A 21,023-nucleotide genomic window follows, 5' to 3' on the forward strand; every position below is an offset into this window, starting at 1 on the left:
CAAGGCTCCGAGGATGACGACTTCTGGCGTTCGGCAGCAGAGCCAGTGCCGCACACCACGCGCCGCGAATTCCGCTTTATACGTGCGGCGCGTATTGCTAGAGAGGCGCCATGACCCTTGTCTCGCCCATGCGAATTATCCGCCCGGTCGCGCGCGCCTTCTGAGCCGGCGGCCGGGACAGCGATCACGCGCCGCCCGCACCGCGGCGAGGCCATTCTCCGCGCAGAGCCGCTTTCCGGCCCGCGAACCCGAAAAGACCCGACATGAGCGACGCTGCCACCGACTATTCCAAGACGCTGTACCTGCCCGAGACCGATTTCCCCATGCGCGCCGGCCTGCCGCAGAGGGAGCCGGAATGGATCGCCCGCTGGGATTCTGAGAACCTCTACCAGGAACTGCGCAAGGACGCGGCCGGCCGGCCGAAATACGTCCTCCACGACGGTCCGCCCTATGCCAACGGCACGCTCCACATCGGCCACGCGCTGAACAAGATCTTGAAGGACGTCATCACCCGCTCCTTCCAGATGCGCGGCTATGATTCCAACTACGTCCCGGGCTGGGACTGCCACGGCCTGCCGATCGAGTGGAAGATCGAGGAGGCCTACCGCGCCAAGGGCAAGAACAAGGACGAGGTGCCGGTCAACGAGTTCCGGCAGGAATGCCGCGAATTCGCCGCGCACTGGGTCGGCGTGCAGTCGGCCGAGTTCCGCCGCCTCGGCGTCGAGGGCGATTTCGCCGATCCCTATCTCACCATGAATTTCGGCGCGGAATCGGTGATCGCTGGCGAACTCCTGAAATTCGCCATGTCCGGCCAGCTCTACCGCGGCTCCAAGCCGATCATGTGGTCGGTGGTCGAGAAGACCGCGCTCGCCGAGGCCGAGGTCGAGTACGAGGACTACGAGAGCGACACGGTCTGGGTGAAGTTTCCGGTTCGGTCGGCGACGGGCGCCCCCTCGCTTGCTGCGGTCGACAGGGCCGTTTCCATGGCCGATGTCGAGCCGGGTGGCGCGTCATCCCAACTGGCCGGCGCATCCGTCGTCATCTGGACGACGACACCCTGGACCATGCCCGGCAACCGTGCCGTGGCCTATTCCGACCGCGTCCAGTACGGCCTCTACGAGGTCACCGCGCCCGACGACGCCGCGGCGCCGCGCTGGGCCGCCTTCGGCGAGAGGCTGATCCTCGCCGACAAGCTCGCCGCCGACGTCTTCGCCAAGGCACGCGTGCCGGAGGGCGGGTTCGAGCGCGTTGCTGACGTCTCCGCGGTCGATCTCGCGCAACTCACGCTTGATCATCCGCTGAAAGGCTTCCGTCCCACGCCGAAACAGCCGATCTCCCCCCTTGAGGGGGAGATGCCTGGCAAGGCAGAGGGGGGTGGCCCAGGTGCTGCGCTCGCAAATGAGCGGCTCGCCACCGTCGGCGGCAGCGTGCCCCCCTCTGGCCTGCCGGCCATCTCCCCCTCAAGGGGGGAGATCGAACGTTCTGACGCCTACGCCTTCCCCGTTCCCCTCCTTCCGGGCGAACACGTCACCGACGACGCCGGCACCGGCTTCGTCCACACCGCGCCCGGCCATGGCCGCGAGGATTTCGACGTGTGGACGAGCCTGCGCCGCGATCTCGTCGCCCGCGGCATCGATCCCACCATCCCCTTCACCGTCGACGACGACGGCTTCTACACCCGCGACGTGCCCGGCTTCGGCCCGGACGCGCCGGAGGGGCCCGCGCGCGTCATTGACGACAAGGGCAAGAAGGGCGACGCCAATGCCCGCATCATCGCCGCGCTGATCGCGGAAGGAAATCTCCTCGCGCGCGGCCGGCTGAAGCATCAGTACCCGCATTCCTGGCGCTCGAAGAAGCCGGTGATTTTTCGCAATACGCCGCAATGGTTCGTCCACATGGACCAGGACCTGAAAGGCTACGGCCTCGGCGGGCTCGATCTGGTCAAGGAGAAGCTCGGCCTTGCCGACGACACGCTGCGCGGCCGCGCGCTGAAGGCGATCGAGGACACGCGCTTCGTCCCGGCCTCCGGCCAGAACCGCCTGCGCGGCATGATCGCCGACCGGCCGGACTGGGTGCTGTCGCGCCAGCGCGCCTGGGGCGTGCCGATCTGCGTCTTCGTCGACGAGGACGGTACGGTGCTGAAGGACGAGGCGGTGAACGCCCGCATCCTCGAGGCCTTTGCCGCCGAAGGGGCGGATGCCTGGTTCGCGACCGGTGCCAAGGAGCGCTTTCTCGGCAACGAGCACGACGGCACGAAATGGACCATGGTCCGCGACATCCTCGACGTCTGGTTCGATTCGGGCTCGACCCACGCCTTCTGTCTGGAGAAGCGGCCGGACCTCAAATGGCCCGCCGACCTCTACCTCGAAGGCTCCGACCAGCACCGCGGCTGGTTCCACTCCTCGCTGCTCGAATCCTGCGGCACCCGCGGCCGGGCGCCCTACGACGCGGTGCTGACGCACGGCTTCGTCATGGACGAGGACGGGCGGAAGATGTCGAAGTCGCTCGGCAACGTCGTCACGCCGCAGGAGGTGATCAAGCAGTCGGGCGCCGACATCCTGCGCCTCTGGGTGGTCAGTTCCGACTATTCCGAGGACCTGCGCCTCGGCAAGACGATCCTGCAGACCAACATCGACGCCTATCGCAAGCTGCGCAATTCGCTGCGCTGGATGCTCGGCACGCTCGGCCACGACGCCGGCGACACCATCGCCTTCGCCGACATGCCCGAGCTGGAGCGGCTGATGCTGCACCGGCTGCACGAGCTCGATAAGGTCGTGCGCAAGGGCTACGACGATTTCGACTTCAAGCGGGTGTCGCGGGCGCTGATCGACTTTATGGGCATCGAGCTCTCGGCCTTCTACTTCGACATCCGCAAGGACGCGCTCTACTGCGACGCGCCGTCCTCGCTGCGTCGGAAGGCGTCGATCCAGGTGGTGCGCACGCTCTTCGACCACCTCGTCACCTGGCTCGCGCCGATGCTGCCCTTCACCATGGAGGAGGCCTGGCTGTCGCGCCATCCGGGCGCCCGTTCGGTGCATCTGGAGCAGTTCCGCACCGTCGATCCGCTCTGGGCCGACGAGGCGCTGGCGGCTCGCTGGCAGACGGTTCGGCGCATCCGCCGCGTCGTCACCGGCGCGCTCGAGGAAGAGCGCCGCGCCAAGCGCATCGGCTCCTCGCTGGAGGCGGCGCCGGTCGTCTATATCGCCGATGCCGAGATGCGGGCCCTGGCGCAGTCGCTCGATTTCGCAGAGATCGCCATCACCAGCGGTCTCGCTATCTCCGGCGAGGCGGCGCCCGCCGGCGCCTTCGCGCTGCCCGATACGCCGGGCGTCGCGGTCGTGCCGGCGCTGGCCGAAGGGCAGAAATGCGCCCGGTCCTGGAAGATCACCCGGGATGTCGGCAGCGATCCGGTCTTCCCCGAGGTCTCGGCCCGCGACGCGGCGGCCCTGCACGAACTTGCCGCCCTTGGCCGCCTGGCGATCTGAGGCGAGCGCGGGCGCGCGGGAAACGGTGGCGTGTCCCGTCGGCGCGCCATCGCGGCAACGATCGCCGGCTTTCTTGCGTGAAACTTGTGCTTGCCGTAGAACCGGCCCGGAAATCGACAGAATTTGCTGTCTAAGGCTGCGGTGGTTGGGGACACCGGTCGCAGGCCAGGACGGCAAATCGGCAAGGGGGCCGACAAGACGATGAAGCTTCGTGAGACACGCATTTCGACGCGCGGCATCGCCGTCGCCGCCATGGCCCTGGCGCTCACGGGCTGCGTGGGTCCGACCTACGGCACCGGCAAGACCGCGGGCGAGCAGATGCTCGGCGATCTCGACGGCATGCTGTCGCTGGGCGCCACCAAGGACGAGGCGAAGGCGATCTCCTACGCGCCGCGCGCCGAACTGGTGAAGCCGACGGACACCTCCGTCCTGCCGCCGCCGCGCGACAGCGTCTCGGCCGAGAACGATCCGAACTGGCCCGAATCGCCGGAAGTGCGCAGCGCTCGCATCAAGGCGGCTGCCGATGCCCGGGAGGGTGGCCGGGACGTGATCAGCGCCGACGTGGCAATCGCCGACAAGGAGGGCGTCACCCAGGAGCAGATCGCGGCCAATAGCCGTGTGTCTTCGCCGCCCGTCCACGACCGCGCCAAGACGACCATGTCCCCGGAAGAGCTGGACTCGAGCCGTGGGGCCTTCCAGGCCCGGCTGCGCGAGAGCAAGCAGGGCTCGCCGACGACGCGCAAATATCTGAGCGAGCCGCCCGTCGCCTACCGTCAGCCCGCCGCCTCCGCCCCGGTGGGCGATCCCGGCGTCGACGAGCGCGTGAAGGAAGCCCGGATCAAGGGCGACGACGAAGGCATCGGCAGCAAGCTGCGCAACCTGCTGCCGTTCTAGCCTGCCGAACCCGTCGCGGGGAAAGCCCCGCGGCGTCCGGCGTCGGGGCCTGCCGCGACGGCCTGGCCTATAAGCCGGCGCTGCCCGATGGGCGTCAGCTGCGTCTTTCCCGAAAGAAGTCGCGCAACAGCGTCGCGCATTCCGCTTCGGCCATGCCGGGATACACGTCCGGCGCATGATGGCAGGTCGGCTGGGCGTAGAAGCGCGGACCGTTGTCGACCGCGCCGCCTTTCGGATCGCCGGTGCCGTAGTACAATCGCCTGATCCGTGCGAAGGACAGGGCAGCGGCGCACATCGCGCAGGGCTCCAGCGTCACGTAGAGATCGCAGCCCGACAGCCGTTCCTGGCCAAGGGAACGGCAGGCGGCGCGGATCGCCAGCATTTCGGCATGGGCGGTCGGGTCATTGTCCGCGCGCGTCCGATTGCCGGCGCGGGCGACCACGACCCCGTCCCGAACGAGAACCGCCCCCACGGGCACCTCGCCCCGTGCGGCAGCGCCCTGCGCTTCTTCCAAGGCGAGTTCCATGTAATTCTGGCGTCTCATGGCGTTCCCCGTCGTCCGGCACTCGCCCGACCTCCGCGGACCTGATAAGCACCGCCGAGCAAAAGGCAAAGATCATGAACGACAGAAGCGACGGCAAGGACGAGACCAAGGGCTGGAAGCCCCGCGACGGCAAGGCCGACGCGACGGGCGAGAAGCGCGTCTTCAAGCCGCGGCCCGTGGGCGCGGCGCCGCGCCCCGCCGCCGGCGCGCCGCGCAAATCCTATCCGACCAAGTTCGACACCGACGCCCCCGGCTCGGCCGAGAAGCCGCGCGGCGGCGACCGCAAGCCGCGCGACGACGCCCGTCCCGGCCGCTCCTCCGCGCCCGAGACCGACGAGCCCGCCGGCTCGATGCGCATCGCCAAGCGGCTGGCGCGCGCCGGCATCGCCTCGCGCCGCGACGCCGAAGGCATGATCGCCGACGGCCGCATCAAGGTGAACGGCAAGGTGCTGGATACGCCGGCCCTCGTCGTCACCGGCAAGGACCGGATCGAGGTCGACAACCAGCCGCTGACGCCGATCGAGCGCACGCGGCTCTGGCTGTTCCACAAGCCGGCCGGCGTCGTCACCACCAACCGCGATCCCGAGGGCCGTCCGACGGTGTTCGACCGGCTGCCGGAAGACCTGCCGCGCGTCCTCTCGGTCGGCCGTCTCGACATCAACACGGAAGGCCTCCTCCTCCTCACCAATGACGGCGGCCTCGCCCGCATCCTCGAACTGCCCGCGACCGGCTGGCTGCGCCGCTACCGCGTGCGCGCCCATGGCACGGTGACGCAGGCACAGCTCGACGCGCTGCGCCAGGGCATCGCTGTCGACGGCGTCTTCTACGGCGCCATCGAGGCGACGCTGGATTCGGAGAAGGGCGCCAATGTCTGGCTGACGCTGGGCCTCCGCGAAGGCAAGAACCGCGAGGTGAAGCGCATTCTCGGCCATCTCGGCCTCGACGTGAACCGCCTGATCCGCCTGTCCTTCGGCCCCTTCCAGCTCGGCGACATCCCGGAAGGCGCGGTGCGCGAGATCAACGGCCGCATGCTGCGCGACCAGCTCGGCGACCGGCTGATCGAGGAATCGGGCGCCGATTTCGACGCGCCGATCATCAACACCTTCACCAACGAGACGGTGCAGGCGGAGAAGAAGGAAGAGGCGCCGAAGCCGAAGAGCGAATGGGTCTCGGCAGCCGGCGAGCGGCCGAACAAGAAGAAGTTCGGCGACGCCAAGCGCACCGACGCGCTCGGCCGCATGGACACAAGGCCGCCGCGGCCCGATCGCGACGCGCGTCCTTCGCGCGGCGACGACCGCCCGGCCCGCGATGCCCGGCCGGCCCAGGGTGACCGCCCGTCCTACTCGGACCGTCCGTCGCGCGACGACCGCCCCGCCCGTCCGCCGCGCGACGATTCGCGCTCGCGCTCGGCCAAGCCCGGCGAAGAGGCCGAGGCGCCGAAGAAGCCCTCCGGCCCGCGTCGCATGGCCAATGTCTGGATGGCGCCCGGCGCCCGTCCGATCGGCGAAAAGAAGGCGGCCGTGCGCGAAGAGCGCGCCAAGGGTCGCGGCGACCGCGCGAAGCCCGTCTTCGGCCGCGCGCGCGACAATGCCGATGCCGACCGTCCCTCGCGCGGCCCGGGCGCACCCCGTCCGCAGGGCGCTTCCGGCGCCGGCGACCGGCCAAAACCGCGCCCGCTCGGCGACGGTCCGCGCAGCCGGCCTGCCGGCGGTGACGGCCCACGCAGCCGCCCGGGCTCGGGCGATGCGCCGCGCAGCCGTCCCGGCGCGCCGCGCGACGGCGCCAAGCGGGGGCCTTCCGACGGTCCGAAGCGCGGCCCGCGGAGCTAAGCCCGGATGCGCATCGTCGGCGGGACGTTTCGCGGCCGGGCGCTGGCCGGTCCGAAGACCGACGCCATCCGCCCGACCACCGACCGCATCCGCGAAACCCTGTTCAACATCCTGCAGCACGGCTATGCGCAGGTGCTGAACGGGGCCCGCGTCCTCGACCTGTTCTCCGGCACCGGCGCGCTCGGCCTCGAGGCCATGTCGCGCGGGGCGAAATACTGCCTGTTCGTCGAGGAGGGCACCGAGGGGCGCGGCCTCTTGCGCACCAACATCGAGGCGCTCGGCCTCACCGGCGCGACGCGGATCTTTCGCCGCGATGCGACCAAGCTCGGCCCGGTCGGCGCGCTCCAGCCTTTCGACGTGCTGTTCGCCGATCCGCCCTATGGCAAGCGTCTCGGCGAGGCGGCTTTGGCCGAGGCGCGGCGCGAGGGCTGGCTGGCACCGGAGGCGCTCTGCATCCTCGAGGAGGCGGCGAGCGCCCCCTTCGACCTGCCGACGGGTTTCGTCCTCGACGACGCGCGCGCCACGGGCGAGACGGTGCTGCGCTTCCTGCGTCTGGCCGATCCGGCCTGAGACGTCCGACCGCCGGGCCGAAAGCCTTGTGGACCCTAACAAAAACGTAATTGGCGCCGACGGGTCGGCTCGGCCATAGCTCAGCCTGAGTATCGTCAGCAGCATAGGGATCGAACCGACAATGCACCGAGTTTCCCGGCGCGCGGCACTGTGCGCTCTCGCTTTCTCCACCTTCCTCTCGTCCGCGGCCTTCGCCGAGATGGCGACCGCTCCGGCGCCGTCCGCGGTCACCGCCATGACCTCGGCCGAGCGCCTTGCCCAGGCCGAGGCGAAGCGCCCGAAGAACGAGAGCTTCGTGCTCGAAAACGGCCTGCAGGTCGTCGTCCTTCCCGATCACCGCGCCCCGGTGGTGACGCAGATGGTCTGGTACCGCGCCGGCTCCGCCGACGAGCAGCCGGGCGTCTCCGGCATCGCGCATTTCCTCGAGCACCTGATGTTCAAGGGCACGACGACGCATCCGGCCGGCGTCTACTCCAATGCCGTTTCCGACATCGGCGGCGAGGAGAACGCCTTCACCTCCTACGACTACACCGCCTACTACCAGCAGGTGCCCTCGCAGTCGCTGGAGCAGATGATGGCGTTCGAGGCTGACCGGATGGAGAACCTCGTTCTCTCCGACGAAGCCGTCCTGCCCGAGCGCAACGTGATCCTGGAAGAGCGGCGCCAGCGCATCGACAACGATCCCGGCTCGCAGCTGCAGGAGGCGGTGCAGGCCACGATGTATCAGAACAGCCATTACGGCATCCCGATCATCGGTTGGCGGCACGAGATGGAGAAGCTCTCCAAGGACGACGCCATCGCCTGGTACGACAAGTTCTATACGCCGAACAACGCCACGCTGATCGTCGCCGGCGATGTCACGACCGAGCAAGTCCGCGACCTGGCGGAGAAGACGTTCGGCACGGTCAAGCGCCGGGCCGAGAGCGAGGACCGGGCGGCGCTCCGGCCGACCGAGCCCGAGCCGCTGGCCGCCCGCACGGTGACGCTGACCGACGCCCGCGTCACCCAGCCGACGCTGCAGCGCGCCTATCTGACGCCCTCCGACACGACGGCCGAGCCGGGCGAGGCGGAAGCGCTCGACGTTCTCGCCGATGTCCTCGGCGGTGGCACCACCAGCCGGCTCTACCGCGCGCTCGTCGTCGATCAGGCCATCGCCGCCGGCGTCGGAGCCTATAATTCCGGCACCGCGCTGAAGGAAGGCCAGTTCGGCGTCTACGGCACGCCGCGCGGCGGCGGCGACATCGCGGCGATCGAAACCGCGATCGACGCCGAGATCGCAAAACTCCTGAAGGACGGCATCACGCCCGAGGAGCTGGAGCGCGCCAAGAACCGGGTCCGCAAGCAGGTCGTCTACGAGCGCGACAGCCAGACCGCGCTCGCCCGCCGCTACGGCGCGGCGATCTCGACCGGGCGCACCATCGCCGATGTCGACAGCTACCCCGACCGCATCGAGAAGGTGACGGTCGAGACCGTCGCCGCCGTCGCCCGCAAATATCTGCAGCCGAAGCGTTCGGTCACCGGCTATCTCCTGCCGGCGCCCCCGACCGACACCCGCTCCTGATCCGACATCGAGGCCTGCGACCCATGAACCTGATCACGCGACACTTCTCCGCCGCCGCGGCGCTCTTCCTCACCGCCGGCATTTCGCTCGCCGCCATGGCGCCGGCCGAAGCGGTCGACATCAAGGAAGTCGTCAGCCCCGGCGGCATCAAGGCGCTGCTCGTCGAGGACTACACGAACCCGCTGATCGCGGTGAACTTCGCCTTCGAGGGCGCCGGCTCGACTGCCGACGCGCCGGGCAAGGAGGGGACGGGCAACCTGATGTCGGGCCTTCTGGACGAAGGCGCCGGCGACATCACCAGCCAGGCATTCCAGGAGAAGCTCGACACGCTCGGCGTCAGCCTCTCCTACAGCGCCAGCTACGACAATTTCACCGGCAGCTTCCGCACCCTCGTCGACAACGAGGCGGAGGCCTTCGATCTCCTGCGCCTGTCGATCAACGAACCGCGCTTCGACGAGGAGCCGGTGTCACGCATCCGCGCCCAGATCGAAACCGGCATCATCGCCAACGAGAACGATCCGGGCGAGCTCGCCTCGAAGGCCTGGCGCGAGACGGCCTTTCCCGGCCATCCCTATGCCCGGCCCAGCGACGGTACCGTCGAAAGCCTCGACAAGGTGACGAAGGAGGACCTCGAGACCTATCGCAGCCGAGGCTTCGCCAAGGACAATCTCGTCATCGGCGTGGTTGGCGCGATCGATCCGGAGGAGCTCGGCAAGCAGCTCGACGCCGTCTTCGGCGCGCTGCCGGCCAAGGCCGAGCTGCCGGAGATCGCCGACGTCATGCCCGTCGCCGGCAAGACCACGGCGGTCACGCTCGACGTGCCGCAGACCACGATCCAGTTCGTGCTGCCCGGCGTGAAGCGCGACGACAAGGATTTTTTCGCCGCCTATCTGATGAACCATATCCTCGGCGGCGGTTCCTTCTCCTCGCGTCTCTACCAGGAAGTGCGCGAGAAGCGGGGTCTCGCCTACGGCGCCAACTCGTTCCTGGCGTCTTTCGACCATGCCGCCATTCTCGGCGCCTCGACCGCGACCCGCGCCGACAAGGCGCAGGAATCGATCGACATCATCCGCAAGGAGATGAAGCGCATGGCCGAGGAAGGCCCGACGGTCGAGGAACTCGACAAGGCGAAAGCCTTCGTGAAGGGCTCCTACGCCATCCAGAACCTCGATTCCTCGCTGTCGATCGCCTCGACGCTGGTCGGCATCCAGCTCGACAATCTCGGCATCGGCTACATCGACGAACGGCAGGGCCTGATCGACGCGGTGACGCTCGACGACGTCAAGCGCGTCGCCAAGACGCTGCTGTCGGTCGATCCGACCGTCGTCACCGTCGGCCCCGCCGGAGCCTGATCCCGTGGCCGTTTCCGGCGGCATCGGTCTGGCGCTGGGCGGCGGCGGCGCAAGGGGGCTGGCGCACATCCACGTGCTGTCGGCCTTCGATGATCTCGGCGTCCGGCCCGCGCACATCGCCGGATCGTCGATCGGCGCCATCATCGGCGCCGCCTATGCCAGCGGCATGTCCGGCGCCGACATCCACGCCTTTGCGCTGGAAAGCTTCGCCACCTCGCGCAGCGTCGCGGGGCGGATCTGGGCGACGCGGCCGCCGAGTTTCGCCGAGTTCTGGGCCGATGGCGGCGTGCGCTTCGGCCAGCTGAACATCCTGCGCATCCTCAGCGCCTTCCTGCCGAAGGGCATGCACGAGAACTTCGAGGACCTGCCGATCCCGCTGACGGTGATCGCGACGGATTTCTACGGCCGCCGGGAACTGGCGATCCGCAGCGGCGAGCTGATCAGCGCGCTCGCCGCCTCCGCCGCGCTTCCCGCCGTCTTCCGGCCGGTGCGGCGCGAGGGCGTGGTGCTGATTGATGGCGGCATCTACAACCCCTTGCCCTTCGACCATCTGCGCGGACAGGTCGGCCTCATCGTCGCCAGCGATGTGAACGGCGGGCCGTCCAGTGCCCAGCCCGAGCGCCTGCCGAGCCCGTTCGAGGCGTTGATCGGCGCCTCGCAGCTGATGCAGCAGTCGATCACCGAGACGCGGCTCAGCGTCTGTCCGCCCGATATCCTGCTGCGCCCCTCCGTCGACGGCTACGGCGTCCTCGACTTTCTGAAGACGCGGGCGATCCTCGACGGAACCGCGCCGCTGCGCGAAGAGGTCAAGCGGCTGCTGGGGCCTTTGCTCGAAAAGGGGCCGGCGCCGCTGGAGGAGTCGATCGCCGCCCTGCATGCCGGCTGACGACCCCTACACCTCCGGCAGCCGCGGCGCTCAATGGGTCGCGACTTCTTCCAGGAACCGCATCAGCCCCGTCTCCACCCGCGTCAGGCCGGCGCGCAGCCGGCCCTTGAAGAGATCGGGATCGAGCCGCTCCTCCTCATAGGCGCTGACGATCTCGGGATGCACGTAGGAGGCCCGCGCCACGGCCGGCGTGTTGCGCAGGACCTCGCTCACCGACCGCATCGCGGCGGCGACGGCGCGGCGACGCTTGGCCTCGCTCTTCTGCTCGACCCCGGCCTCCTCGATGAGGAAGCGCAGGGCCTCAGCCGAGCCATGAAAAGTGCGGAAATCCTTGGCCGAGATGCGGGCGGCCGCCGCCTCGCGCAGATAGTCGTTGAGGAGGTTCGCCGTCAGCAGTTTCGGCTTCTTGGCGCCCTGCTCCTTGAAGCTGAACAGGCGAGGTCCGCGCGTCTTGCGGATGCGCTCCAGCGAGCGCAGCAGCGGCCGGTCGCTCACCTGTACCTGCTGCGCCTTGTTGGACTTGCCGACGAATTTCAGCACCGCCACCGATTTCGACAGGCGCAGGTTCTCCTTGCGCAGCGAGGCGACGCCGCGGCCGCCGTCCTCGGCGTATTTCTCGTGGCCCGGCCGCATGGCCGAGAGGTCGACGAGACGGGCGGCGGCAGCGGAGGTCGCCATCCGGTCGATCGTCTTGCGCCGCATGTCCTTCTGGATGCGCTTGCGCAATTTTGGCAGCGACCGCCCGAAGCGCAGCAGCCGCTCGGTCTTCACCGCATTGCGCACGTCCACCCAGCGGTCGTGGTAGCGGTATTGCAGCCGTCCCTTCTCGTCGCGGCCGATCGCCTGGATATGCCCGTTCTCGTCGACGCAGATGCGCACGTCCTGCCAGGCGGGCGGCAGCACCAGCGCATCGATGCGCGCCCTGAGCGTCTCGTCCGCGATGTCCTCGCCCTCGCGAAAGCAGATGCGGTGGCCGTCGTCGCAGGGTAGCCGCTCGATCTCGAAATCGGCAGGATCGACCATCACGAGACCGAAACGGTCGGCATGAAAGGAAAGTCGCTTGTTCATCGGCCGGCCTCCATCGGTGCCGGCAGAGAACGGTGGCCTGGGAGGGGGGTTCCCTCGCTGCTCTGCAACAAACCGGAGACGCCTGACAAAGCGCAACTCCGCGTGAGGCGCGGAACGTCTCGGCATCTTCAGCGCTCTCCCGGCTGCAGCAGCGGGAGGAAGACAGATGAAGAAACTGAAAAAGGGCGACGAGGTCACCTGGAACTACGGGCGCGGGAAGGCCGAGGGCGAGGTGGACGCCGTGTTCACCGACAAGGTGACCCGCAAGATCAAGGGCAAGTCGATCACCCGCAAGGCGGACGAGGACGAGCCGGCCTATACCGTCGTCCAGGAGGACGGCGGCAAGGCGTTGAAGAGCGGTTCGGAACTGACCAAGAAACGCTGAGGTCCTGCCGGGCCGATCGCCCAGTTCTGGCGGTCGGCTGGAATAAAGGCCCAGCCGGCCCGCAGATCAGGCGGCGAAGACTGACGCCATGTCGGCAAAGCCTTTGAACTCCAGCGCATTGCCGGAGGGGTCGTAGAGGAAGAGCGTCGCCTGCTCGCCGGGCTCGCCTGCGAAGCGCAGCATCGGCCGCTCGATCCACCGCACGTCCTGGCGTTCCGTCAGACGCTCGGACAGCGCCTTCCAGTCCGGCATGGCGAGCACGACGCCGAAATGCGGGATCGGCACGGCATGGCCGTCGACCTGGCCGAGATCGGCCGATGCGCCCGTGCCGGGCCTCAGATGCGCCGACAGCTGGTGCCCGAAGAGATCGAAATCGACCCAGCTCGGCGACGACCGGCCGATCTTCGCGCCCAGCACGTCCTGATAGAAGCTGCGCGTCTCCTCGAGATCGCGGACGGGGAAGGCGAGGTGGAAAGGCGTGATCGACATGAGGCTCTCTCGAAGGGGGATGGGGCGTGTGGATGGCGGCCGCTTCTATTCCTGGCGGATACGGCGGCGACCGAGAAGCCGGCGCCGCGGCGCGGCGGGGGGTGTGGGGGCCGCCGACGACGGGTCGGTCTTCGGCTCGACGAGCTGAAGTTTCGGCTTCGGCTTGATCAGCGGCTCGGGCGTCGCCTTGCGCTGGTTCATCATGTCCATGCCGGCATAGAGGCCCTCGACCTGCTGCAGTTTCAGGCGCTCGAAATCGCGGCGGCGCACGTCGTCGACGATCGCATCGGCCGTCTCCGCGTCGACGCCGAGGCCCTCCAGCGTTTCGGCGCCGAAGACGAGCGCCGACTCCAGCGTCTCGCGGATCTCGTATTCCACGCCGCGGGCGAGCAGCGACAGGGAGTGATTGCGGTCATACGACCGGACATAAAGCCGGATGGTCGGAAACTGCGCGCGGATGAGATCGACGATCTGGTCGGTCGTCTCCTGGTTGTTGGTGCAGACCGCGACGATCTTCGCTCGGCGGATGCCGGCCGCTTCCAGCACGTCGCGCCGGAGGCCCGAGCCGAAATAGATGCGGAAGCCGAAGCGGGCGGCATTGCGGATGCGCTCGGCCGAGGAATCGATGATCGTCACGTCCGTGCCGTTCGACAGAAGCACCTGCGCGGTGATCTGGGCGAAGCGCGAGAAGCCGATGATCAGGACATCCGAGCCCGCCCCCTCGAAATCCTCGTCGAGCTGCTCCTCCTGCAACTCGGCCGACAACCGGTTGCCGATAAAGGCGGTCAGCGGCGTCAGCGCCATCGATAGGGTGACGATGGCGACCAGCAGCGACGAGGTCTCGACCGAGAAGATCGCATTGGCCGCCGCGCTCGCAAACAGCACGAAGGCGAATTCGCCGCCCTGGGGGAGCAGCGCGGAGACGCGGGCGGCGCTGTTGTGGCTTTCGCCGAACAGGCGCGACAGCCAATAGAGGATCACCGCCTTGACCGTGAGAAGGGCCGGGGTCGCGACGAGGATCGTCAGCCACTCCCGCGCGACGATCGCAAGGTCCACCGACAGGCCGACGCCGATGAAGAACAGGCCGAGGAGGATGCCGCGAAACGGCTCGATGTCGGCTTCCAGCTCGTGCCGGTAGCTCGATTCCGCCAGCATCACGCCGGCGATGAAGGCGCCCATGGCCATGGAGAAGCCGGCCATGGCCATCAGCATGGCCGAGCCGAGGACGACGAACAGGGCCGCGCCGATCATCACCTCGCGCGCGCCGGCATTGGCCATGATGCGGAACAGCGGGTTGAGGAGGTAGCGGCCGGCGACGATCAGCGCGAGGATCGCCCCGACCGAGAGGCCGAACTGCATCGGGTCGAAGCCCGCCGCGGGATCGGACGTCGGCGCGAGGAAGGGGAGCACCGCCAGCAGCGGCACGACGGCGAGATCCTGGAAGAGAAGCACCGAGAACGCCGCCTGGCCGTGCCGCGTATTGGTCTCGCCGGCCTCCTCGAGCAGTTGCAGGCCGAAGGCGGTGGAGGACAGCGCGAGGCCAAAGCCGATGACGAAGCCGGCGCGCCAGTCGATTCCGAGATACACCGCGATCCCCATGATCGCCGCGCCGCTGAGGGCGACCTGGGCAAGGCCGAGGCCGAAGATCTGCCGGCGCAGCGCCCACAGGCGGCTCGCCTTCAGTTCCAGCCCGATGATGAAGAGGAGGAAGACGACGCCGAGTTCGCCGATATGCAGGATCTCCGTGCCGTCGCCCTCGACGAGGCGCAGCACCGGGCCCATGACGATGCCGGCGAAGAGATAGCCGAGCACCGTGCCGAGGCCGATCCGTTTGAAGATCGTGCCGGCCAGGATTCCGCCGCCGAGCAGCAGGATGACTTCCAGAAACAGCGCGCGTGATTCGTCCACGGGGGGCGTCCGACAGGTTGATTGAGGGAGGCGCTGCCGGAGCGCCACGACATAAGCGGGCCGCGCCGCTTGGCTTCCATGGCATTGCACCATAGATGTTCCCCATGCACAAACCAGCAGGCAAAATCCATGGATGACGAGACGCAAGGCCTCCTCGATGCCGGCGCACGGCTGATCGACGCCGCCCTCCGGGCCGGTGCCGACGCCGCCGACGCGGCCGTCGTCCGCTCGCAGTCGCGCGGTGCCTCGGTGCGGCTCGGCAAGGTCGAGGACACCGAATCGGCCGAGAGCGAGGATGTGGCGCTGCGCGTCTTCGTCGGCCGGCGGGTCGCGACCGTCTCGGCCGACATCCGCGCCGACATCGGCCCCCTGGTCGAGCGCGCCGTGGCGATGGCCAGGGTCTCGCCGGAGGACCCCTATGCGGGTCTCGCCGACCCCGAGCAATTCGCCCGTGACGATCTCGACCTCGATCTTTACGACGGCACCGTCATTCCCAGCACCGTCCTCGTCGAGGAGGCGATGGCGCTGGAGGATGCCGCGCGCGCCGTGGCGGGCGTGACGAACTCCGGCGGCGCCGGCGCCTCGGTCAGCGCCAGCGGCCTCGTCCTCGTCACCTCGGCCGGCTTTTCCGGTTCGCGCCAGCGCTCCAACTTCTCCCGCTCGGTCAGCGTCATCGCCGGCGAGGGGGTGAAGATGCAGCGCGACTACGACTATGATTCGCGCCTCTTTGCCGCCGATCTCGACGCCAGTGCCGACATCGGCCGGCGGGCTGGCGAGCGCACCGTCGCCCGGGTCAATCCGCGCATGGTGCCGACCGGAAAATACGAGATCGTCTTTGATCCGCGCGTCGCCCGCGGCCTGATCGGCCATGTCATCGGCGCCATCAACGGCGCGGCGATCGCGCGAAAGACGAGTTTTCTGAAGGACCGGATGGGCATGCCCATCCTGCCGCAGTCGATGTCGATCACCGATGAGCCCTTGCTCCGCCGGCGTCCGGGATCGCGCGCCTTCGACGGCGAGGGCCTGCGCGGCGCGCCGCTGAGCCTCGTCGAGAACGGCGTCCTCAAGAACTGGATTCTCGACGGCGCCACCGGCCGCGAGCTCGGCCTGCCCGGCAATGCGCGCGCCTCGCGCTCCAGCGGCGGCGTCTCGCCTTCCTCGACCAACGTCATCGTCACGCCCGGCGCGATTACCCCGGCCGAGCTGATCGACGGCGTGAAGACCGGCATCTACGTCACCGAGCTGATCGGGCAGGGCGTCAACATGGTCACCGGCGACTACAGCCGCGGCATTTCCGGCTTCATGATCGAGAACGGCGTCCTGACCTATCCGGTCTCGGAGGTGACGATCGCCGGCAATCTCGCCGACATGCTGCTGCAGCTGACGCCCGCCAACGACCTCGACACCCGCTTCTCCATCGTCGCGCCGACCCTCGGGCTCGGCGTCATGACGGTCGCGGGCGCCTGAGATGGTCGCGGCGAGCTTTGACCAGGACCTGGTGCTGATCGAGACCGCCGCGCGCGAGGCCGGGCGGATCGCCCTCGGCTTCTTCCGACAGGATCCGAAGGTCTGGTTCAAGGAGGGCAATTCGCCGGTCTCCGAGGCCGATCTGGCGGTCGATTCCTATCTCAAGGAGACGCTGCTTGGGGCCCGGCCGGACTATGGCTGGTTGTCGGAGGAAACCGATCCGACGCTGGCCGCCATTGCCGCCGCCGCCTCGCCGCGGCGCTTCTTCGTCGTCGACCCGATCGACGGGACACGCTCCTACATTCGCGGCGAGGACACCTGGTGCGTCTCGATCGCCGTCGTCGAAGCCGGGCGTCCGGTCGCCGGCGTGATCGACGCGCCCGCCAAGGGCGAGGCCTTCTCGGCGGTCGCCGGTGGCACGGCACGGCTGAACGGGGCGGAGCTCACGGTGTCGATTGCCGGCGGCGGCGGGCGGCTTTCGGTCTCGATGCCCGATCCCATGCGCCGCCGGCTCGGCCCCGCCGCGCTCGCCGGCCTGACCCTCGAGCGCAACGCGCCCTCGCTCGCCTACCGGCTGGCGCTCGTCGCCGCCGGGCGTCTGGATGGCACGCTCATTCGTCCCGAGGCCAACGACTGGGACATTGCTGCCGGCGACCTCATTCTGGAACGGGCCGGGGGAGCGCTGGTCGATCTCGCCGGCGAAATGAGGCTTTACAAGCTTGCCGGCAGAAGGCATGGCCTGCTGGTTGCGGCCGCCCGCCACGCTCTGCCTGCTATGGTCGAACTCGCCACCGCCGCGGCGGCGCCGGAGACTGCCCCACCCGCCCCGAGAGGATAATGCCATGGTCGCGCCAGAGGATACCAAGCAGCGTCTCCATTTGGTTTTCGGCGGCGAGCTGAAATCGCTCGGAACGGTGGAGTTCAAGGATCTCGCCGGCCTCGACATCGTCGGCATCTATCCCGATTACGCCAGCGCCTTGACGGCCTGGCGGGCAAAGGCGCAGCAGAGCGTCGACAATGCCGCCATGCGCTACTTCATCGTCCATATGCACCGGCTTCTCGATCCGGATGGCGCATGACCTCGGGCCAGATGCCCGCTTGATCATGCGGACCGGCGACATCGGCCCCCCCGAGCAGGCGGAGAAGCCGCGCGAGAGCGGGCGCACGCGTCGCAGCCGCCTTGCGCGCCGCGTCAAGCGCCTCGGCCAGCGCGCTTTGCGGCGCCCGCCGGTGACGAAGGCCGCCGGCTGGCTCATCCACGGCGCCCTGCGCTTCGTCCGCCGCACCCAGGTCGTGGCCCCCGGCTCGAGCGACTGGACGCCGATCCTGACAAGGGAGCATCCGGCCATCGTCGCGCTCTGGCACGGGCAGCATCTCCTCGCCCCGTTCTTCCGCCCGGAGACGCTCCCCTATGTCGCGCTGCTGTCGCGCAATGCCGATGCCGAGATCAATGCCGGCGTGGTCGAGCGCTTCGGCATCGACACGGTGCGCGGCTCGGGCGGCAGGGTGCGCCAGGCGGTGGCCGAGAAGGGCGGCGCCCGGGCGCTGATCGTCCTGCGCCGAAAGCTGGCGGAGGGATCGGGCGTGTGCATGATCGCCGACGTGCCGAAGGGGACGCCGCGCGAGGCGGGCCTCGGCATCGTCACTTTGGCGCGCCTGTCCGGCCGCCCGATCATTCCGGCCGCCGCCGTGACGTCGCGGCGCTACGTCGTCGAGAAATCCTGGGACAAGACGACCATCCCGCTGCCTTATGGTACGCTCGCCGTGGTGCTGGGCGAGCCGATCCATGTTCCGGCCGGGATCGACGCCGAAGGCATGGAAGCGGTGCGCCGCACCGTCACGCTGGCGATCGAGGCTGCCAATGCCAAGGCGCTGGCGCTGCTCGCGGAGGCGGGACGATGAGCCACGGGGTGGCCAGGGCGGCCTTGACGGCCTATCGCATCGCCGGGGCGATCGCCTATCCGCTGCTCGGGCCCTATGTCGGCTGGCGCGCGGCGCACGGCAAGGAAGAAGCCGGCCGGCGGCGGGAACGCTACGGCTTTGCCGGCGCGGCGCGGCCGGCCGGCCCGCTGGTCTGGGTCCATGCCGCCAGCGTCGGCGAGAGCTCGGCCGTGGCGCCCTTGGTGCGCCAGATCGCGGCGCAGAACATCCAGATCGTCATGACCACGGGGACGGTGACCTCGGCCGCCCTTGTGCGCGAGCGGCTCGCCGGGACCGTCATCCACCAATATGTCCCGCTCGACCTCAAGCCCTCCGTCGCGCGCTTTCTCGACCATTGGCATCCGGACGTGGCGATCGTGGCGGAAAGCGAGATCTGGCCGATGACCATGCTCGAGCTCGGCCGCCGGCGCATTCCACAGATCCTCGTCAATGCCCGCCTCTCCGACCGCTCCTTCCGCCGCTGGAAGGCGGCGCCGGCGCTGGCCGAGGCGCTGCTAGAAAACCTCAGCCACGTAGTGGCGCAGTCCGACATCGACGGCGAGCGCTACCATCTCCTCGGCGCGCGCACCGTCAGCGTCGCCGGCAATCTGAAGGCCGATACCAGCCCGCCGCCGCACGACCCGCTCACTTTGCGCCTGTTCACCGATGCGATCGGCGCGCGGCCGGTGTGGGCCGCCGTGTCGACTCATGCCGGCGAGGAGGACATCGCCGCCGCCGTCCATTCGGCGCTGAAGCCGCTGCACCCGCGGCTTCTCACCGTCATCGTGCCCCGCCATGCCGAACGCGCCGACGCGCTGGAGAAGACGTTCGTCGCCAAGGGGCTGAAGGTCGTCCGGCGCTCCGCCGGCGTCCTCCCCGGACCGGACACCGACATTCTTCTCGGCGACAGCATGGGCGAGATGGGTCTATATCTCCGGCTCAGCGAGATCGCCTTCGTCGGCCGCTCGCTGTCGGCCGAGGGCGGCCAGAACCCGCTCGAGGCGGCCATGCTCGGGACCGCGATCCTGTCCGGCCGCTTCGTGCAGAATTTCCGCGATTCCTACCAGCGGCTCCTGAAGAACGGCGGCGCGCGGCTGGTGCAGGACGAGGCCATGCTGCGCGACCTCGTCGGACAGCTTCTCAGCCAGCCGGACCTCCGGCACCGGATGATCAGCGCGGCCGACCGCACCGTCGGCGAGATGCAGGGCGGGCTGGCCCGCACCATGCAGGCGCTCGACCCCTTTCTGAACCCCTTGCGCCTCTCCATGGGCCTCGACGGCCATGGCGACAGGACGGGCGGACCGCGATGATCCGGCACCGCCACCTGTCGCCCGAGACCCTGCCGGCGAGCGCCCACCGGTGATCCCGGCACGGTCCCCCGGCTTCTGGTGGACCCGGCCGGGCTGGCGGGCGCTGGCTCTGTCGCCGCTCGCCGTGGCCTATGGCGCGGCGGCGCGCTGGCGCCTCGACCACGGCGAGCGGGCGGAGGTCGGTCTGCCCGTCCTGTGCGTCGGCAATTTCACCGTCGGCGGCGGCGGCAAGACCCCGACGGCGCTCGCCCTCGGCCGCGCCGCCCTGACCATGGGCCTGAGGCCCGGCTTCCTGTCGCGCGGCCATGGCGGCGCGCTCGCCGGGCCGCTTCTGGTCGACCTTGCCCGCCACGACGCCGGCGGCGTCGGCGACGAGCCCATGCTTCTGGCCCGGCTCGCGCCGACGGCGATCGCCGTCGATCGCAAGCGCGGCGCCGAGCTGCTCCGGCGCGAGGCCCGCTGCGATCTCGTCATCATGGACGACGGCTTTCAGTCGGCGCGCCTGCGCTTCGACCAGGCGATCCTCGTCGTCGATGCCGGCCGCGGCCTCGGCAATGCCCGTGTCGTGCCGGCCGGTCCGCTGCGCGCGCCGCTCGTCGACCAGATCCGCTGTGCCGACGCCGTCCTCGTCATCGGCCGCGGCCAGGCCGGCGAAGCGGCGATCCGCGGCGCCGCCAAGGGCGGCAAGCCGGTGCACGAGGCGCAACTGGTGCCGCGCCACGCCGCGACCTTCGCAGGCCGGCGGCTCCTCGCCTTCGCCGGCATCGCCGATCCCGGTAAATTCTACCGCAGTCTGGAGGCGCTGGGCGCCGACGTCGTCGCGACAGAGGATTTTCCCGACCACCATGCCTTCACGCCCGCCGAGCGGGACGCGCTGGCGGCGAGGGCGGACCGGGAGGGGCTGCTGCTGGTCACGACGCGCAAGGACGTCGTGCGGCTGAAGGCGGGCGGCGCGGCGGCGAAGGCCTTTGCCGAGACGGTTGCCGTGCTCGACATCGACCTCGTCTTCGATCCGCCGTCCCTGGCCGAGCGCCTCATCCGGGAAACCATGGCGGCCTTTCGCGACCGCCGCTGACCTTGCGGCGGATCAGGCCTGCTTCAACCGGGCGGCCAGTTTCGGATTGGCTTCCATCTCGCGCTTCAGCGAGGTCGCGGCGTCGACATAGGCCTCCTGGCGGGCGACGCTCCAGTAGCGCAGCATGTCGAGCGGGATCGCTTCGCCGGTGACGGCGCAGCGTACGAAGGCCCCGGGCACGAGGATGGCGAAGTCGCCGTCGAGATATTTCAGCCGGGCCTCGCCGGCGCTGTCCATGCGGTTCATCATCGTCGCTGCCTTCGTCGCGGCCCGGCCGCAT

At 69.3% G+C, this 21,023-nt stretch carries 19 protein-coding genes; 14 read left to right on the forward strand and 5 right to left on the reverse strand.

What is annotated here, in order from left to right:
• The first annotated feature begins 263 nt into the window (after positions 1-263).
• Together ileS and IEX88_RS03535 are read left to right on the forward strand one after the other, a co-directional pair.
• Positions 264-3,485, forward strand: a complete 3,222-nt coding sequence (ileS, locus tag IEX88_RS03530) for an isoleucine--tRNA ligase (RefSeq protein ID WP_188849151.1) — start codon at positions 264-266, stop codon at positions 3,483-3,485.
• A gap of 201 nt (positions 3,486-3,686) precedes the next feature.
• Complete coding sequence (locus IEX88_RS03535) at positions 3,687-4,379, forward strand: hypothetical protein (protein WP_188849152.1); 693 nt, start codon at positions 3,687-3,689, stop codon at positions 4,377-4,379.
• A gap of 94 nt (positions 4,380-4,473) precedes the next feature.
• Here IEX88_RS03535 and IEX88_RS03540 read toward each other — a convergent pair whose 3' ends face one another.
• The gene (locus tag IEX88_RS03540) at positions 4,474-4,923 is read right to left on the reverse strand and encodes a nucleoside deaminase (protein ID WP_188849153.1); all 450 of its coding nucleotides are present in this window, start codon (positions 4,921-4,923) and stop codon (positions 4,474-4,476) included.
• Positions 4,924-4,997: 74 nt separating this feature from the next.
• Here IEX88_RS03540 and IEX88_RS03545 point away from each other — a divergent pair, with 74 nt between their 5' ends.
• The 5 genes from IEX88_RS03545 to IEX88_RS03565 all read left to right on the forward strand — a co-directional run bounded on the left by IEX88_RS03545 (position 4,998) and on the right by IEX88_RS03565 (position 11,121).
• A complete protein-coding gene (locus tag IEX88_RS03545; protein ID WP_188849154.1) occupies positions 4,998-6,752 on the forward strand; it encodes a pseudouridine synthase in 1,755 nt (584 codons plus the stop codon).
• A 6-nt stretch (positions 6,753-6,758) separates the two neighbouring features.
• Complete coding sequence (gene rsmD / locus IEX88_RS03550) at positions 6,759-7,322, forward strand: 16S rRNA (guanine(966)-N(2))-methyltransferase RsmD (protein WP_188849155.1); 564 nt, start codon at positions 6,759-6,761, stop codon at positions 7,320-7,322.
• A gap of 121 nt (positions 7,323-7,443) precedes the next feature.
• Positions 7,444-8,883: a M16 family metallopeptidase gene (locus IEX88_RS03555; protein WP_188849156.1), complete on the forward strand. Its 1,440-nt coding sequence runs from the start codon at positions 7,444-7,446 to the stop codon at positions 8,881-8,883.
• Positions 8,884-8,906: 23 nt separating this feature from the next.
• Complete coding sequence (locus tag IEX88_RS03560; protein ID WP_188849157.1) at positions 8,907-10,235, forward strand: M16 family metallopeptidase; 1,329 nt, start codon at positions 8,907-8,909, stop codon at positions 10,233-10,235.
• A gap of 4 nt (positions 10,236-10,239) precedes the next feature.
• Entirely contained in the window at positions 10,240-11,121 is an 882-nt protein-coding gene (locus IEX88_RS03565) for a patatin-like phospholipase family protein (protein WP_188849158.1), read from the forward strand.
• A gap of 30 nt (positions 11,122-11,151) precedes the next feature.
• Here IEX88_RS03565 and IEX88_RS03570 read toward each other — a convergent pair whose 3' ends face one another.
• A complete protein-coding gene (locus tag IEX88_RS03570) occupies positions 11,152-12,189 on the reverse strand; it encodes a DNA topoisomerase IB (protein ID WP_188849159.1) in 1,038 nt (345 codons plus the stop codon).
• 166 nt (positions 12,190-12,355) lie between these two features.
• Between IEX88_RS03570 and IEX88_RS03575 the strand changes: the two genes are divergently transcribed.
• The gene (locus IEX88_RS03575; protein WP_188849160.1) at positions 12,356-12,574 is read left to right on the forward strand and encodes a hypervirulence associated TUDOR domain-containing protein; all 219 of its coding nucleotides are present in this window, start codon (positions 12,356-12,358) and stop codon (positions 12,572-12,574) included.
• A gap of 66 nt (positions 12,575-12,640) precedes the next feature.
• On the opposite strand, the gene IEX88_RS03580 is transcribed toward IEX88_RS03575, so the two are convergent.
• Both IEX88_RS03580 and IEX88_RS03585 read right to left on the reverse strand, forming a co-directional pair.
• The gene (locus IEX88_RS03580; protein ID WP_188849305.1) at positions 12,641-13,057 is read right to left on the reverse strand and encodes a VOC family protein; all 417 of its coding nucleotides are present in this window, start codon (positions 13,055-13,057) and stop codon (positions 12,641-12,643) included.
• Between the two features lie 51 nt (positions 13,058-13,108).
• Positions 13,109-14,971, reverse strand: coding sequence for a monovalent cation:proton antiporter-2 (CPA2) family protein (locus tag IEX88_RS03585; protein WP_244639788.1), 1,863 nt, complete (start codon positions 14,969-14,971; stop codon positions 13,109-13,111).
• 129 nt (positions 14,972-15,100) lie between these two features.
• Here IEX88_RS03585 and IEX88_RS03590 point away from each other — a divergent pair, with 129 nt between their 5' ends.
• The 6 genes from IEX88_RS03590 to lpxK are packed head-to-tail and all read left to right on the forward strand — an operon-like array spanning position 15,101 to position 20,743.
• Complete coding sequence (locus IEX88_RS03590) at positions 15,101-16,438, forward strand: TldD/PmbA family protein (RefSeq protein ID WP_188849162.1); 1,338 nt, start codon at positions 15,101-15,103, stop codon at positions 16,436-16,438.
• A gap of 1 nt (position 16,439) precedes the next feature.
• Complete coding sequence (locus tag IEX88_RS03595; RefSeq protein ID WP_188849163.1) at positions 16,440-17,276, forward strand: 3'(2'),5'-bisphosphate nucleotidase CysQ; 837 nt, start codon at positions 16,440-16,442, stop codon at positions 17,274-17,276.
• A gap of 4 nt (positions 17,277-17,280) precedes the next feature.
• Positions 17,281-17,517 (forward strand): DUF4170 domain-containing protein, encoded by a 237-nt coding sequence (locus IEX88_RS03600; protein ID WP_188849164.1) that lies wholly within the window; start codon positions 17,281-17,283, stop codon positions 17,515-17,517.
• A 25-nt stretch (positions 17,518-17,542) separates the two neighbouring features.
• Positions 17,543-18,340, forward strand: a complete 798-nt coding sequence (locus IEX88_RS03605; RefSeq protein WP_188849306.1) for a lysophospholipid acyltransferase family protein — start codon at positions 17,543-17,545, stop codon at positions 18,338-18,340.
• On the forward strand, positions 18,337-19,668 hold the full coding sequence (gene waaA, locus IEX88_RS03610) for a lipid IV(A) 3-deoxy-D-manno-octulosonic acid transferase (protein WP_188849165.1): 1,332 nt from the start codon (positions 18,337-18,339) through the stop codon (positions 19,666-19,668). Before IEX88_RS03605 ends, waaA begins: the two co-directional genes overlap by 4 nt.
• Positions 19,669-19,717: 49 nt before the next feature.
• Positions 19,718-20,743: a tetraacyldisaccharide 4'-kinase gene (gene lpxK, locus IEX88_RS03615; RefSeq protein ID WP_308423820.1), complete on the forward strand. Its 1,026-nt coding sequence runs from the start codon at positions 19,718-19,720 to the stop codon at positions 20,741-20,743.
• Positions 20,744-20,755: 12 nt separating this feature from the next.
• Here lpxK and IEX88_RS03620 read toward each other — a convergent pair whose 3' ends face one another.
• Complete coding sequence (locus IEX88_RS03620) at positions 20,756-20,992, reverse strand: DUF2093 domain-containing protein (RefSeq protein ID WP_188849167.1); 237 nt, start codon at positions 20,990-20,992, stop codon at positions 20,756-20,758.
• Positions 20,993-21,023 lie beyond the last annotated feature (31 nt).

This window comes from Aureimonas glaciei, assembly GCF_014643375.1.
GTDB lineage: Bacteria > Pseudomonadota > Alphaproteobacteria > Rhizobiales > Rhizobiaceae > Plantimonas > Plantimonas glaciei.